15 protein-coding genes and 1 pseudogene are annotated in these 14064 nt (G+C 53.3%); 13 read left to right on the forward strand and 3 right to left on the reverse strand.

Going from position 1 to position 14064, the window contains the following annotated elements; genetic code table 11:
* Nucleotides 1-10 precede the first annotated feature (10 nt).
* Together PG731_RS08755 and PG731_RS08760 are read right to left on the reverse strand one after the other, a co-directional pair.
* A complete protein-coding gene (locus PG731_RS08755; protein ID WP_270773416.1) occupies nt 11-229 on the reverse strand; it encodes an ABC-three component system middle component 7 in 219 nt (72 codons plus the stop codon).
* Nucleotides 222-1373 carry an ABC-three component system protein gene (locus PG731_RS08760; protein WP_270773417.1) on the reverse strand — a complete coding sequence of 384 codons (1152 nt, stop codon included), beginning with the start codon at nt 1371-1373 and terminating at the stop codon, nt 222-224. Before PG731_RS08760 ends, PG731_RS08755 begins: the two co-directional genes overlap by 8 nt.
* 456 nt (nt 1374-1829) lie before the next feature.
* Between PG731_RS08760 and PG731_RS08765 the strand changes: the two genes are divergently transcribed.
* The 6 genes from PG731_RS08765 (at nt 1830) to PG731_RS08790 (ending at nt 6871) form a co-directional block, all read left to right on the forward strand.
* Entirely contained in the window at nt 1830-2366 is a 537-nt protein-coding gene (locus PG731_RS08765; protein ID WP_270773418.1) for a sigma factor-like helix-turn-helix DNA-binding protein, read from the forward strand.
* Between the two features lie 96 nt (nt 2367-2462).
* The gene (locus tag PG731_RS08770) at nt 2463-2744 is read left to right on the forward strand and encodes a hypothetical protein (protein WP_270773419.1); all 282 of its coding nucleotides are present in this window, start codon (nt 2463-2465) and stop codon (nt 2742-2744) included.
* Entirely contained in the window at nt 2744-3148 is a 405-nt protein-coding gene (locus PG731_RS08775) for a hypothetical protein (RefSeq protein ID WP_270773420.1), read from the forward strand. Before PG731_RS08770 ends, PG731_RS08775 begins: the two co-directional genes overlap by 1 nt.
* Nucleotides 3148-4302 (forward strand): DUF2800 domain-containing protein, encoded by a 1155-nt coding sequence (locus PG731_RS08780; protein WP_270773431.1) that lies wholly within the window; start codon nt 3148-3150, stop codon nt 4300-4302. The genes PG731_RS08775 and PG731_RS08780 overlap by 1 nt, the downstream gene beginning before the upstream one ends.
* Nucleotides 4303-4304: 2 nt before the next feature.
* Nucleotides 4305-4877: a DUF2815 family protein gene (locus PG731_RS08785; protein ID WP_270773422.1), complete on the forward strand. Its 573-nt coding sequence runs from the start codon at nt 4305-4307 to the stop codon at nt 4875-4877.
* A gap of 71 nt (nt 4878-4948) precedes the next feature.
* Entirely contained in the window at nt 4949-6871 is a 1923-nt protein-coding gene (locus tag PG731_RS08790; RefSeq protein ID WP_270773423.1) for a DNA polymerase, read from the forward strand.
* Here the strand turns inward: PG731_RS08790 and PG731_RS08795 are convergent.
* Nucleotides 6868-7836: an Abi family protein gene (locus tag PG731_RS08795; RefSeq protein WP_270773424.1), complete on the reverse strand. Its 969-nt coding sequence runs from the start codon at nt 7834-7836 to the stop codon at nt 6868-6870. The genes PG731_RS08790 and PG731_RS08795 overlap by 4 nt on opposite strands.
* Before the next feature lie 242 nt (nt 7837-8078).
* Between PG731_RS08795 and PG731_RS08800 the strand changes: the two genes are divergently transcribed.
* The 7 genes and pseudogenes from PG731_RS08800 to PG731_RS08830 all read left to right on the forward strand — a co-directional run.
* Nucleotides 8079-8855: a phage antirepressor gene (locus PG731_RS08800; RefSeq protein WP_270773425.1), complete on the forward strand. Its 777-nt coding sequence runs from the start codon at nt 8079-8081 to the stop codon at nt 8853-8855.
* Nucleotides 8852-9310, forward strand: a complete 459-nt coding sequence (locus PG731_RS08805; protein ID WP_270773426.1) for a DUF7768 domain-containing protein — start codon at nt 8852-8854, stop codon at nt 9308-9310. The genes PG731_RS08800 and PG731_RS08805 overlap by 4 nt, the downstream gene beginning before the upstream one ends.
* On the forward strand, nt 9303-11546 hold the full coding sequence (locus tag PG731_RS08810; protein WP_270773427.1) for a phage/plasmid primase, P4 family: 2244 nt from the start codon (nt 9303-9305) through the stop codon (nt 11544-11546). The genes PG731_RS08805 and PG731_RS08810 overlap by 8 nt, the downstream gene beginning before the upstream one ends.
* A gap of 114 nt (nt 11547-11660) precedes the next feature.
* The gene (locus PG731_RS08815; RefSeq protein WP_442952674.1) at nt 11661-11963 is read left to right on the forward strand and encodes a VRR-NUC domain-containing protein; all 303 of its coding nucleotides are present in this window, start codon (nt 11661-11663) and stop codon (nt 11961-11963) included.
* A complete protein-coding gene (locus PG731_RS08820; protein ID WP_270773428.1) occupies nt 11944-13302 on the forward strand; it encodes a DEAD/DEAH box helicase in 1359 nt (452 codons plus the stop codon). The genes PG731_RS08815 and PG731_RS08820 overlap by 20 nt, the downstream gene beginning before the upstream one ends.
* Nucleotides 13299-13778, forward strand: a complete 480-nt coding sequence (locus PG731_RS08825; protein ID WP_270773429.1) for a hypothetical protein — start codon at nt 13299-13301, stop codon at nt 13776-13778. The genes PG731_RS08820 and PG731_RS08825 overlap by 4 nt, the downstream gene beginning before the upstream one ends.
* Before the next feature lie 131 nt (nt 13779-13909).
* Nucleotides 13910-14064: pseudogene (locus PG731_RS08830) on the forward strand (HNH endonuclease); the annotation flags it as partial.

Consider the following 14064-nt stretch of genomic DNA (forward strand, 5'->3'; position numbering starts at 1 on the left):
AGACCATACGTTAATCAGCAAGCGCAATCACCCCGTTTTCAACATCAATCGTTATTTTTCTCAATGCGAGCAATAGTGTGAGTGCTTCTATAAGTTCAGCCGTCCCGCCTACCTGTTTCACTAAATCAAAATGTAAATCAATGAGGCGCATCGGATTATCTAAGTGATTCAGGATTCGCGGAAAGTTGGCGAGGGTTGATTCGTCGAAAGTGTAGAGCTTGTTAGGCAATCGCATAGTCTGCCTCCACGTCTACATCTGGGCGGAATACCTCACAAATATGGATGAAGTAGCTGATGAGAATGCCACACACGTAAATGCCGCTTCCCGTGTGATTGTTCATCCAATCGCATAGTTGCCTGAACTGCCCGGGCTGATCCAACCCCGAGCTTTCGAAGGTCAGCCACGCCCCTTGAACTTGATTGCACAGTCGAGTGAACTTGAGCTGTTCTCTCGCTTCTTTAGATTTCAGCTGAGTGACGATAAAAGGCTTGTAGACGGACACAGCATCAGCTGCTTGGGAAAGCAAATCAGCATCGTGAATTTTCTGCTCAAGGTCGACTGCCTTGAATTTGGGATCTGGTATGCGTTGCTCGTAAGGAATGTTGGAAACCGCGTCCAACAACAGGCTGATTTCTGGTTCAAGCCCCAAAGGCACAACATTGTCGGCAAGGCGATGTTTAGCAAGAAGACGTGCAAGGTTAGCTCGTAGCTGTTGTTCTTCTTTTTTCGTGTGAGCCAGCTGGTATTTTTCGCCATGCTCGGTGCATAACACTGCGAAATCATCGCGTACAGGCTCTGTAATATCCTCGTCGAGAAGCACGATCACGTAGGAGGCCTTGGATTTATCGTGCGATTCGATATTGAGGGTTTTTCCGCACTGCAGACAACCATCCGATAAGACGAGAAGTTCTTCGCGATACCTAGCCTTCGCAGCTAGTTGGCGAATACGAATCCGTGCTTGCAAATCAGGATTTTTTATTTTTGCGAGCCGCTCGAGAATGTCCAGCAGAATCAGGCAGGCATCTTCAGCCACGTGCGTTAAGCGAATCCTTACTCCAAAACTCTCAAAATTGAGACGGATAAGATTCTGCGCTGGCTCATCTAAATCCTCAATCAGACAAATGAGATTATCTATATTCAAGCGAGAATAAATTGCGTTTGCTAGCCCTTTGCTAAATCCCGCGTCGCGTGACATAAGCGAGGTAAGTACATCATCGGATATTGAGGCCGTGCTTGTGGGGTCGTTTCGCGTATTCCATTCTCCCTCATTGACAGTAGTAAACATGGAGATCAGTTCACGCGCATAACTAGGCCCATGGAGGCTGCCAGGAACAACAGGGCGTACTGATTTAGCCCACTGGTGGAACTGCACTGTTCACCTCCTAACGAAGTTTTCTCAAAAACTCTCAAAGTTTTGCCTCAACGTTTCTCAAAGCTTGCGAAAGCCCATTATTTAACCTTTTCGTGAAGCCCAGCGATGGGATTCGTTGTGGCGGAATGACGAGATAGTCGCCTTTCATTATATCGAATCAACCTGCGATGTGTGAAGAGAAACTTCACAAGCGCATGAATCGGCGGTTAGAAGGCGACGTTCTCAAGCATCCCGCACACATCTATTAGTGATGTCACCACGAGCCAGCGCGCAATCGGTGCGTGGCAACCTCACGACCGACAAATAGCGACAAGCAATGAGTCGGGAGATCTGCGGAGCAGCCAGCACTGGCCATTACCTTCATAGGCGATGGCTTGTTGTTGCTTGGTTTGTTCTTGCAGGTCGACCTCATAACTGAATATCGCTCCGTGGATCTCCCGGAAGGGAAATCCACAAATGAAAGTACAAATCCGTTACGAAAAGCAAAAGTTCGATGTGAAGAAACCTGCAGAGTATGTGGAGGTTGAGGTGAGTGATGGTGAGGTGGTCTCGATGATTGAGGCTGATTATCGTCAGCGCCGCGATATGGTGCAAAGCCTTGAATTGGTGCAGCGGCGTTCTATTGAGGAGATTGTCCGGGAGGAGATTAATAAGCCGGAGTATAACCAGGCGAAGCAGTGGGTGCGTAATACGGATTCGTGTTGGCGTGTTCCTTTGGCTGGTGGCGGCAATATTTTTGATGAGTTGGTCGACCAGTATGGTCACATGAAAGCGTTCGATGATCCGTTTGATGACGTGGACACGCGGTTGACGCTTGAGAGTGCTTTGGCTGGCTTGGATGAGCGTGAGCGTTTCATCGTTATCCAGAATCGTTTGAATCAGGTGCCTTTGACTGTGGTGGCGGCTGAGCTTGGGATTACTCAGCCTCGTGCCTCGCAGTTGTTGAAATCTGCGCGGGCGAAGATTGCCGCCGAAATTGGTCTTGATTTCTGATTTATATTTCGGCTCCTTGGAAGCCCTCCTAGTGAAGGAACACAGCGTGAAGGCGGTGGGTCTCACTGGGAGGGTTCTTTCAGGAAGGAGCTGGTGATGAGCCGGAAACTACGTGTGAAGGTCAGTAAGCATTCTGACCCGGATGCTGTGGTATCAGCGGGTATGCGCCGCCTGTCAGGAAGGGTTTTGCGCAAGCTCACGGGTCAGAGTGGACGGTGTGCAGTGTTACTGCCGGGGCGGGATGTGCAATCCATTGAAATCATTGACAACGACCAGTCGAAGATATCAGGTAAGCGGCGTGGTTCGTTTGCGGATGAGGATTTCGAGTCGTTCATGAAGGCCGTATTTGGTCCTGATCAGGAAGATGAGGTGGCGTGATGACTCCAGTTAACCATGTAGCCAATATGCGTCAAATTTTCGCCAATCTTCGCCAAGATTTGAAAAGCCTGCAAGCCGAGATAGAAGCAACCGAGAACGACCTGCTGTATTGGATGGAATCAGGTATCGAAGCGGACTATATGCTCACGGGCGGGCCGGGTGAACCCGAAACCGTCGAGAATCAACAAGCAGAATCTGTCAGCGAACCTCAGCCGCAGGTCAAGCTGCTGCCACTGGAGGAAGTGCGCGGCGTGTTGGCGGATTATGCACGCTCGGGCTTGAATGACTTCATCAAAGCCAAGATTCGCTCGTTTGAGCATACGAAGCTTTCACAGCTGACGGTGGAGCAAGCCAACGCGGTGCTCGCTGCAGCTGAGGCTGAGGCTGAGGCTGGTGGTGCATGATGCCACCGCAAAAACACGCACTCTTGAGCGCCTCGTCGGCGCATCGTTGGTTGCACTGTCCCCCATCCGCGAAACTCACGGCTAGGGTGACAGAGGCTCCAAGTGAAGCTGCACTTCAAGGCACGGCGGCTCACGCGTTGGCAGAACATAAGCTGCGCCGAGCACTCAAGCAGCAATCTAAACGCCCCGTCTCCAAATACGAAGATGACGAGATGAATACCCACACCGACGATTACGTCTCCTACGTGCTCGAACAATACGAGCAAGCAAAACAGGTGACGTCTGGCGCGGTGATCTACATCGAGCAACACTTGGATTTCTCCCACGTTGTGCCTGGTGGTTTCGGCACCGGCGACTGCCTAATCGTCGCAGACGGCACACTGCACGTCATCGACCTGAAATACGGTCTAGGCGTTTTGGTGGAGGCTGAGCGGAATCCGCAAATGATGCTATACGCGATCGGTGCACTTGCCTTGTTCGACGCTCTTTATGACATTGAGCAGGTGGCACTAACGGTTTTTCAGCCACGGCGCGAAAACGTATCCACCTGGACGATTAGCGTCACTGAACTGAACAAGTGGGCCGAGCAAACCCTCAAGCCTGCAGCCGAACTAGCAGCTAACGGTGAGGGCGAGTTCTGCGCCGGTACCTGGTGTCAGTTCTGCCGCATCGCCTCCACCTGTAGAGCCAGGGCTGAAGCGAACCTTGAGCTGGCCAGGTACGAGTTCGCACCGCCAGCAGAACTCAGCCCAGCTGAGGTGGCTGATGTGTTGGCGCAAATACCAGAACTCACGCGGTGGGCGTCAGACGTGCAGGACTATGCCCTCAGTCAAGCCCTAAGCGGTGAGCGGTACGAGGGTTTCAAGCTGGTGGCTGGCCGCTCGATCCGCAAATACACCGATGAGACAGCGGTGGCTGAGGCTGCGAAAGCTGCAGGCTACCGCGATATCTATAAACGATCACTGCTCACTATTACCGCGATGGAAAAACTCATGGGAAAGAAACAGTTCTCCGAAATCCTCGGGAATCTAGTGGTCAAGCCCGAGGGCAAACCAACACTGGTACCCCTATCCGACAAACGCCCAGAACTCCAGGTGGATTCTGCGGCTGACGATTTCACAAACATCGACAATCAACAGAAAGAAGGTAAGTAATCATGTCGAATCGAGTGAACACCAAGAATAAGAAGAATAATCCGACCAAGGTCATAACCGGCGAAACACGTTTGAGCTACGCAAACGTGTGGGAAGCAAAATCTATTAACGGCGGCAAACCAAAGTTCTCAGTATCGCTTCTTATCCCTAAAGATGATGCTGCGACTATCGATGCGATTAATGCTGCTGTCGAGGCAGCAATCACCGAGGGTATTGGGAAGTTCGGCGGGAAGATCCCGCCACGCGCATCTTTGAAGCTACCACTGCGTGATGGAGATACTGAGCGTGACGATGATGCTTATGCCGGACATTATTTCGTGAATGCCAACAGTATTAATGCTCCGCAGATCGTGGATCAGGACGTGAATCCAATCCTCGACCGCTCCGAAGTCTATTCTGGCTGTTACGGGCGAGTTTCCATCAATTTCTACGCTTTCAACACCAACGGTAATCGCGGCGTGGCCTGCGGTCTTGGCAATATTCAAAAGACCCGTGATGGTGAGCCACTCGGCGGGCACGTGAGCGCGGCATCGGAATTCGATACCTGGGATGCAGACGAAGACTTCCTCGCCTAAAGCAAACCAATCCACTCAAGGGGCGGAGCCAAGTCGGTTGGCTCCGCCCCACTCACTCGTTAAGGAACCTTATGCGCACGCTCAGTATCGACATCGAAACTTACTCGCCAATCAGCCTCACCAAAGCCGGAGTCTACAAATACTGTAACCACCCTGACTTTCAGATTCTCCTTTTCTCCTACGCGATCGACGGTTGCGCGGTGCGCACAGTGGATCTAGCATCTGGAGAGCAACTTCCAGCAAAGATTCTTAGAGCACTTGATGACCCTGCCGTGGTTAAGTGGGCTTACAACGCTGCTTTTGAACGCACCTGCCTCTCCGCCTATCTAGGAAGACATCTTGACCCTGCTGGGTGGCGATGCTCAATGATATGGGCAGCAACTCTCGGCCTGCCGCTGTCCCTGAAAAATGTCGGCGCGGTACTGAATCTCGATGCGCAAAAGATGAGTGAAGGCAAGGAACTCATCAAGTATTTCTGCGTCCCCGATAAGCACGGATATCAACGCATGCCCAGTAGTGACCCGGATGGCTGGAGGCTGTTTAAGACCTATAATGCCCGCGACGTGGAGGTAGAAACCCAGATTAGGGGCAAGCTCGCCAACTTCCCAGTACCCGAGTACGTGTGGGAGCAGTATGAGGTCGATCAACAAATTAACGACCGAGGTATCCGTATCGACACCACACTGACCGCAAACGCTATCGCTATTGACGAAGAACACCGGGCGCAAGCACTCGCCCGTGCGCAAGAACTCACCGGCTTGGAAAATCCTGCCTCGCCATTACAGCTACAAGAATGGTTAAACCAACACGGATGCCCGATAGAGTCAATGGCGAAAGAATCAGTCGATGATGCCCTAGCATCTGCCAGTGGTGAGGTGAAAGAAGCACTCGAACTCAGACAAGAATTATCGCGCTCATCAGTGGCGAAATACCGCAAGATGATGGCGGCCACCTGCACCGACCAAAGAGCGCATGGTCTGCTCCAGTTTTATGGTGCAAACCGTACAGGGCGGTGGGCTGGACGGCTTGTGCAAGTGCAAAACCTACCTCGGAACTATCTGCCCGATCTTGCTCAGGCCCGTGGCTTGGTGCGTGATGGTAACGGTGAGGCGCTCGATATGCTTTATTCTTCCGTGCCCGATACTCTCAGTCAGCTGATTCGCACCGCATTCATCCCCTCGGAAGCTCACCGGTTCATCGTCGCCGATTATTCGGCGATTGAGGCGCGAGTGCTGGCGTGGCTTGCTGGTGAGGAAACCACGCTTGCCGCGTTCAAGAACGGTGAAGACCTTTATTGCGCGACCGCTTCGGCGATGTTTGGTATGCCTGTGGAAAAGCACGGAGTCAACAGTGAGCTTCGGCAGAAAGGAAAAATCGCTGTCCTTGCTTGTGGCTACAACGGCTCCGTTGGCGCGCTCAAAGCTATGGGCGCTTTGAAGATGGGGCTAAGTGAGGACGAGTTACAGCCCATTGTGGACGCTTGGCGGCAAGCCAACCCTAATATTGTGCAGCTGTGGCACGAGGTCGATAATGCCGCTACCAGAGCAATTAGCACCAGCAAGCCTGTTACGTTGCGTAACCTGGGTTTCGAGAAAAAATCCGGGATGATCTTCATCACCCTGCCCTCTGGCAGACGCTTGGCATATGTGAAGCCAGGTATTGGCGTGAATCGTTTCGGCGGCACCTCGATTACTTATTGGGGTCAGGGAGTGGCTCGGAAGTGGCAGAAGCTCGAAACCTACGGCGGCAAGCTCGTGGAGAACATCGTCCAAGCCACCGCCAGAGACCTCCTCGCCGAAGCCATCACCCGCATTGAGAATGCCGGTCACCGGATCGTGATGCATATTCACGACGAGGTTGTCATCGACGAACCCATCAATTCCGGCACCACCGTTACTGACATATGCGCCCTCATGAACGAGCTACCCCAATGGGCTGAGGGTTTACCGATTGATGCAGCCGGGTACGAATGCGGCTTCTATCAGAAGGATTAGTTGATACTCCAGAGCGGGTTCTGCTGCCAGTTTTCTGGAATACCGAGATGGCTCGGTGGTAGTGGCTCAAGAACCGGGTAACTAGCTATCACACTAGGAAGCAGAGCCGCGTCACCGATATTAAGCTTTACGAGCAAGTATTGGACAATTGTGAGCTGACCAAACAGACGGTTCATCACCGAAGCTACAGCATCCAATTCAGGATGTACCCCAATCTTCGGTAGGCGCGGCTTGAGAGCATAAACCCTGTTAAACATACGCGCATGGTGAGCCGAATAATTACGCAAAATATTGAGACTTTTCAGCCAGGAACCAAACTGTGCCCCGTTCAAACCCACCCGACCAGCAATCGTCTCGCGCACCGGCATTGGCGCTAGCTGAAACAAGTATGACAGTGAACCCCAGTCCATCACTTCTACCGCTGCCCAAATCGGCAACTGGCCACCATATTTCTGGTTATGGTGCATCACGAAATCTTCTCGCGACCCCGTTAATTCTTTACGATAGCGCTTCAGCCACTGCTCATATTTCACTGACGGACCCGGTTTTGGTTTCGTCCCATAAGCCACTGGACCGAGCAGCTCTGGATGCAGGTGGGCAAGCGGATCAATACGACCAAGCTCGTGGCCAAGCATAGAGCGCACCGAGAGTTCTATATGAGCGAGCGCACTAAACACTGCTTCCCGCAGACGCCAATCAAAATCATAAACAGCATCAATATCAGCAAGATTCGTGCCAGGAATAAACACATCGCGGCGCGCACCATCTGCCCCTATCTCACGCCACGAGTACCAATACCCGGAAAGCCGATAATAATTCACTCGTTCCAACAGATGCCGTGCCAACTGATCGGAATCAATCACCATCCCGCGAGAGCGTAACAAGTTGATCTGCTCGCCATGCGTCTTGAACGCCTTACCGCTCCCGGTAGCGCTCTGCACTTGTCGGCTCTGCTGCGGGCTCACGACGGCACCTCCCTTGAGCCTAGAAACGATGAGGACCGGCCCTGGACCCTCGCGGGCGGAACCGGTCTTGATGCATCAATCATAACCCATATCCCGTTAACAGCCAAGCAAATTTCTCGCCTGTCCCATCAGGTTTTGCCTGCCTATTTTCAAAGTCACGTTTATATTTCGCGCTTCTCAAAGCCCTCCTTTTAGAGGGTCAGCTCATGGCTCTCACCTACAAACTATGGGAAGGAGAGCTAATGACCGGCTCCACACTACAAGTGTTCACCAACAGCCAATTCGGGCAAATCCGCACGATTACCGAGCATGGTGTAACCATCTTCTGCGCCAAAGACATCGCCGCTGCGTTAGGGTACGAAAATCCTACAAAAGCAGTCCGCGATCATTGCAGACAGGATGGGGGTCCAAAACGTTACCCCATCGTCGATAACCTTGGCCGCACCCAGCAAGCCCGCTTCATTACTGAGGGTGACGTGTATCGCCTGATTGTCTCCAGCCACCTGCCAGCGGCAGAGAAATTCGAAGCTTGGGTGTTTGATGAGGTGCTTCCATCGATTCGTCGCCACGGCCTGTACGCGATCGATGAACTACTCGACAACGATGAGCTGCTCGAACAAGCCCTCACACGTCTACGTAGCGAACGTGCCAAGAGGCTTGCTGCCGAGCAGGCTCTGCTCGAGGCAGCACCGAAGCTCTCCTACTACGACATCGTACTCCAATCACCAACCCTGATGCCCATCACCGCTATCGCTAAAGACTACGGGCTGAGTGCGAAGAAACTCAACCGGATGTTAGCTGATGAACATATTCAGTTCAAGCAGTCAGGCATCTGGTATCTGTACGCCGAGTATGCGAAATACGGATACACCCAATCCAAAACCCACCTACTGGAGAGCGGCAAGACGGTGATGCACACGTATTGGACGCAGAAAGGCCGCCTGTTCATCTATGACCTGTTGAAAAACCGCTTCCACATCCTGCCGGTTATCGAACGACAAGCAGGTGAAACCAAATGAACACACTCCAAAATGACCGACCACTAATCAGTGATCTAACACCGTGGCGTAACTCTAAAGGCTACGCAGACCCAACAGCTTACAAGGCGCTGCGGGCTCTGGAAATATCCGAATTCGGCCACCGTCCCTTGACCTATATTTGCTCGCCCTACTGCGACGATATAGAAGCGAACGTGGAGTTGGCAAGGGATCTCTCAGCTTATGCGGTGGACTGCCGGCGTATCCCACTTGCACCCCACCTGCTGTTTCCCCAGTTTATGGACGATACCGATCCCTGGGATCGCGAGCTTGCCATGTTCATGGGTCGCGTGCTGCTTTCTAAGTGCGAGGCGATGTGGGTGTACACCCCGCGCGTCTCGCCAGGCATGAAAACCGAAATCTCCTGGGCTCATCAACTCGAACTCCCGATTACTTATTTTGACCACAATTTTGCGGAGGTGAACCTCGATGACTGACTTCATTTTGTGCACGACTAATCTGGTGAGCGCGCAACGCAACCTCAAATACCCAAATCACCGGCACATCGCGAGCGCGGCTAATTTGAAGAATGCTGTGGCACGTGACCATGTGGCGGCCGAATATGAGGGCGATATCCGTTCCACCGACAAGTTCTTGCAATCCACGTGTGTGGTGATGGACATCGATAACGACCACTCCAACTCTCCAGCTGATTGGGTTACACCACAATCCTTGGCTCTCATCTTCCCGGGCGTCGCTTTGGCGACCGCGACCTCGCGTAATCATTTAAAGCCCAAGGGCGAAAAGACCGCCAGGCCGCGCTTCCACGCCTACTTCCCAATCAAATCGGTCACTGACGCTGCCGTCTATACGGGAATCAAGAAGAAGCTCGCCTCCTACACCGGAATCTTTGACCGCAACGCTCTCGACGCTGCCAGATTTATTTACGGAAACCCCGCCGCCGAAGTCACCTGGGTAGACGGTTCCCTATCCATCACCGATTTCCTTGATGCTGACGCGTTCGCCGCACTCGAAATGAGCACGGGTGAGATTCGAGAAGGCGCACGCAATGCCACCATGAGCGCTTTCGCTGGGCGAGTGATTGTGCGTTTTGGTAACACCGATCAAGCACGCGACCTCTACGACCGCAAAGCCGCCACCTGCGTACCAGCCCTGCCCGATGCCGAGCTGGAGGCAATCTGGGCCTCGGCATTGAAGTTTGGTGCAAAAGTAGCTGCAACACCAGGCTATATTCCACCCGAACGCTACGCCGAAATCCAAGGACTGCGTCCCACCGATTTCACCGATGTCGGTCAAGCCACCGTCCTGGCAGACGAATATGCACAAAAACTCGCATTCTCTGAGGCCACAGATTGGCTGGTGTATAACGGCTCGTTTTGGGAAGAAACCAGACCAGGCTCGCGCGCTATCGCTCAAGAACTCACCACGCGCCAGTTAGAGCAAGCCGCACAGCTGCTCGAGAAAGCCCGTGAAGTGTGTGATTCCACTGGGGTCACTCAGTTGCTGTCGGCGATGAGCCTGACCAAAGCGAAAAACCTATTCACTAACGTGCAGTGGACCGCTTACGAGCAGCTCACTAATGCTCAAGTCTACGAGAAATATGTGCTCAAACGCAGGGATAGCAAGGCGATTACGGCGTCGCTGAAGGAGGCAGCTCCGATGCTGCAAGTCACCCAAGCAGACCTTGACGCAGACCCCTTCGCTCTCAACGCCCCTGGTGGCACCATTGACCTCACCACCGGGCAAATGTACGAGCACGACTATGGGGATTTCATCACCAAACAAACCACCACCGATCCCGCCACCAAAGGCATGGACACGTGGTTGGCGGCGCTCGAGGTGTTCTTCCAAGGCGACCAAGAACTAATCGACTATGTGCAGCGAATCGTGGGGCTGACCGCGATCGGCAAAGTCTACGTCGAAGCCCTCATCATCGCCTACGGCGACGGCAGGAATGGCAAATCGACGTTTTGGAACACAATCGCTCGGGTGTTAGGCACATACGCGGGCAACATCTCCGCCGATGCTCTCACTGTGGGTGTGAAGCGGAATGTGAAGCCTGAGCTGGCAGAAGCCAAAGGCAAACGCCTCTTGATCGCGGCGGAGACCGAGGAAGGCATGAGGCTCTCCACCTCTATCGCCAAGCAAATGGCATCCACTGATCTGCTTTATGCAGAAAAGAAATATAAGGCGCCCTTCGCGTTCGCTCCTTCGCATACGCTCGTGCTGTATACGAATCACCTGCCGCGCGTAGGTGCAATGGATGTTGGTATTTGGCGCAGGCTGATCGTGATTCCATTCGAGGCAAAAATCGAAGGCTCCTCGGACATCAAAAACTACGCCGAACACCTCTACCAAAACGCCGCTGGTGCCGTTCTGCAATGGATCGTTGATGGTGCCCGCAAAGTGATTGATGACGACTTTGTTTTGAAGCCACCACCTAAAGTTCGTCGAGCCCTGGAGGCCTACCGGTTTGAGAACGACTGGATGACACATTTCTTAGACGATAACTGCGAGATCGACCCGAGCTTCACACAGCCCTCGGGCGAGCTTTATAGCGTCTATCGCGCCTACGCGCTCAGCGTGGGCGAATACGCCAGATCCACGTCCGATTTCTATTCATCCTTGGAACAACTCGGATTCCGCAGACGCCGCACAAAGAACGCACGCTATGTGGACGGACTACGCCTGAAGAGCGAATTCAACCTTTAGCCCCTAAGTGGTGACACTATCTGTCGGTCTATAACAGAACTTTTCTTAAGAGCAATAAAAACAAATATCTATATATAAAAAGTTATGTAAACGACTGGCAGAAAGCGTCACCACGTGAGCAGAAAGCAACACGTGATGAAAGAACAACATTTAGAACAAGCACTCGTAAAAACCGTTGAGGCTTTGGGCGGGGTCTGCTGGAAACTAGTCAGCCCTGGAACCGCTGGTGTACCTGACCGAATCGTGCTGTTACCTGATGGGCATGTCGGCTTCGTGGAAGTCAAGGCACCTGGCGGTATAGTTCGCGCAATCCAAAAACACAGGCTCAGGCAGTTGAAGCACCTAGGCTTCACCGCACTCCTCCTCAATAACCCTGATGAGGTTGAGGAGGTGTGCCATGCAATACAAGCCACATAACTACCAACAGCTAGCAACGGCTTTCATTGAGGAACACCCGGTTGCAGCGCTACTGCTCGAGATGGGGCTTGGCAAGACCGTCATCACCCTGACAGCAATACAACACCTCCTCTTCGACAGCTTTGAAATACACAAGGTACTGGTTATCGCGCCGCTGCGCGTAGCAAGGGACACGTGGCCTGCTGAGCAAGCAAAGTGGAGCCACTTACGCCAGCTACGCCTGGCAGTAGCTGTCGGCACCGAACGCCAACGCCGAGGCGCGCTCAACTCAGGAGCAGACATCACAGTGATGAACCGGGAGAACGTCGACTGGCTTATTACCCGTAGTGGCATCAAATGGCAGTGGGATATGGTCGTCATCGACGAACTCTCCTCCTTCAAAAACCACCGCGCCAAACGCCACGCCGCGCTCATGAAGATCCGCCCCCAAGTGAAGCGGATTATTGGCCTGACCGGCACTCCGGCCAGCAATGGGTTGATGGACTTATGGGCGCAGTTCCGGCTGTTGGATTTGGGTGAGCGGCTCGGGCGCTACATTTCCCGCTACCGCGATAAATGGTTCGTGCCCGATAAGCGCAGTGGAATGCAAGTATTCACCTACAAGCCCAAACCTGGCGCTGAAGACGAAATCTACCGAGCAATCTCGGATATCACGTTGTCGATGCGAACCAGCGACTACCTCACTCTCCCACCACTGACTGTCACGACCACCGAGGTGACCATGAACGGCAGGGAGCGCAAGGTGTATGACCGGTTAGCGGCAGAGATGGTAGTCGAGCTGGGCGATGAGGTGATTGACGCGGCCAATGCTGCCGTCCTGGCAGGTAAGCTCACCCAACTAGCGTCCGGTGCGATCTACACCGAAGCAGGCGACCCTATCGTGGTACACGGCCGCAAACTCGATGCCCTTGAAGACCTCATTGAAGCTGCGAATGGGAATCCCGTGCTTATGGCGTATTGGTGGCAACACGACCTAGCATGCATCCGTGAGCGCTTCCCTGAAGCGAGACCTTTGAAAACCAGCACTGACATTGAGGCCTGGAATGGCGGTGAAATCCCACTCGGGTTGATTCACCCAGCGTCCGCTGGACATGGGCTTAACCTCCAGCAAGGAGGCTCCATCCTCATCTGGTATTCGCTCACCTGGAGCCTTGAGCTCTATCAGCAGACCAACGCCCGTCTGTATCGGCAAGGCCAGAGCAAGCCGGTGACTATTACGCATATTGCGACCAAGGATTCGATTGATCAGCGGATCTTATCGGCACTCGAATCAAAGAACATGACCCAGTCGGCGCTCATCGACGCGGTAGCGCAGACCTTGAGAGGAGAAACGAAATGAGCGTTACGCATCAAGAAACCGACATCACCTGGCGTTACGTTGACCGTCGCGCCGCTGCTATCAACGCACTGCGTGACTACGCCACTATGGAAACCATCATCGATAACACTCCCGACGACCTGAAAGCCATCGAAGCCGACCTGCCCGGTCCATCCTCCCCCGTCTTGGATGGCAGCCGCCGTGCGTTTAATCCCACCGCGGCTGAGGACAAAATCCTTAACCATTTGGAACGGATCGATAACCGCACCCGCAAATACCTGCAAGCCAAGGATTACATGGACTGGTTCAACCCCGCATGGCAAGCGCTCACCGATGAGGAACGTGACGTGCTAGAGGTTTGCTTCCTTTCTGGGCACGAGTCCGCCACTGATGCGATTTATGAGGTGCAAGAGCGGCTAAATGTGGAACGCTCCACCGCCTACAACCGGCGCAAAACCGCCCTCGACCACCTCACCAGTCTCCTGTACGGACGCTAAAATGCTTGGACAAAACGCGGACGACATTCCCGTTTCGAGCCTGATATAGTGTAACTAGTTAGAAAAAGGTCAAAGCCCCGAGCGGAAAATATCCTCTCGGGGCTTTACCATCACCACAGGAGATAACGGGAATGCCAAGCAAACCCAAACGTCCCTGCTCAGCACCGGGCTGTCCCGAACTAACCCGCGAAAGGTTCTGCCAGCTCCACGCCAAAAAGGCAGACAAGAACTACCGCAGGTTTCAACGCGACCCGAAGATCAACAAGCGTTATGGTGCGCGCTGGCG

This window comes from Pauljensenia sp. OF14-1SRA (genome assembly GCF_027694595.1).
Lineage (GTDB): Bacteria > Actinomycetota > Actinomycetes > Actinomycetales > Actinomycetaceae > Pauljensenia > Pauljensenia turicensis_B.

Excerpts from the sequence above, each read along its gene's own strand:
- PG731_RS08765 (WP_270773418.1), top strand. The coding sequence starts at position 1,830 with ATGAAAGTACAAATCCGTTACGAAAAGCAAAAGTTCGATGTGAAGAAA.
- PG731_RS08770 (WP_270773419.1), top strand. The coding sequence starts at position 2,463 with ATGAGCCGGAAACTACGTGTGAAGGTCAGTAAGCATTCTGACCCGGAT.
- PG731_RS08775 (WP_270773420.1), top strand. The coding sequence starts at position 2,744 with ATGACTCCAGTTAACCATGTAGCCAATATGCGTCAAATTTTCGCCAAT.
- PG731_RS08780 (WP_270773431.1), top strand. The coding sequence starts at position 3,148 with ATGCCACCGCAAAAACACGCACTCTTGAGCGCCTCGTCGGCGCATCGT.
- PG731_RS08785 (WP_270773422.1), top strand. The coding sequence starts at position 4,305 with ATGTCGAATCGAGTGAACACCAAGAATAAGAAGAATAATCCGACCAAG.
- PG731_RS08790 (WP_270773423.1), top strand. The coding sequence starts at position 4,949 with ATGCGCACGCTCAGTATCGACATCGAAACTTACTCGCCAATCAGCCTC.
- PG731_RS08800 (WP_270773425.1), top strand. The coding sequence starts at position 8,079 with ATGACCGGCTCCACACTACAAGTGTTCACCAACAGCCAATTCGGGCAA.
- PG731_RS08805 (WP_270773426.1), top strand. The coding sequence starts at position 8,852 with ATGAACACACTCCAAAATGACCGACCACTAATCAGTGATCTAACACCG.
- PG731_RS08810 (WP_270773427.1), top strand. The coding sequence starts at position 9,303 with ATGACTGACTTCATTTTGTGCACGACTAATCTGGTGAGCGCGCAACGC.
- PG731_RS08820 (WP_270773428.1), top strand. The coding sequence starts at position 11,944 with ATGCAATACAAGCCACATAACTACCAACAGCTAGCAACGGCTTTCATT.
- PG731_RS08825 (WP_270773429.1), top strand. The coding sequence starts at position 13,299 with ATGAGCGTTACGCATCAAGAAACCGACATCACCTGGCGTTACGTTGAC.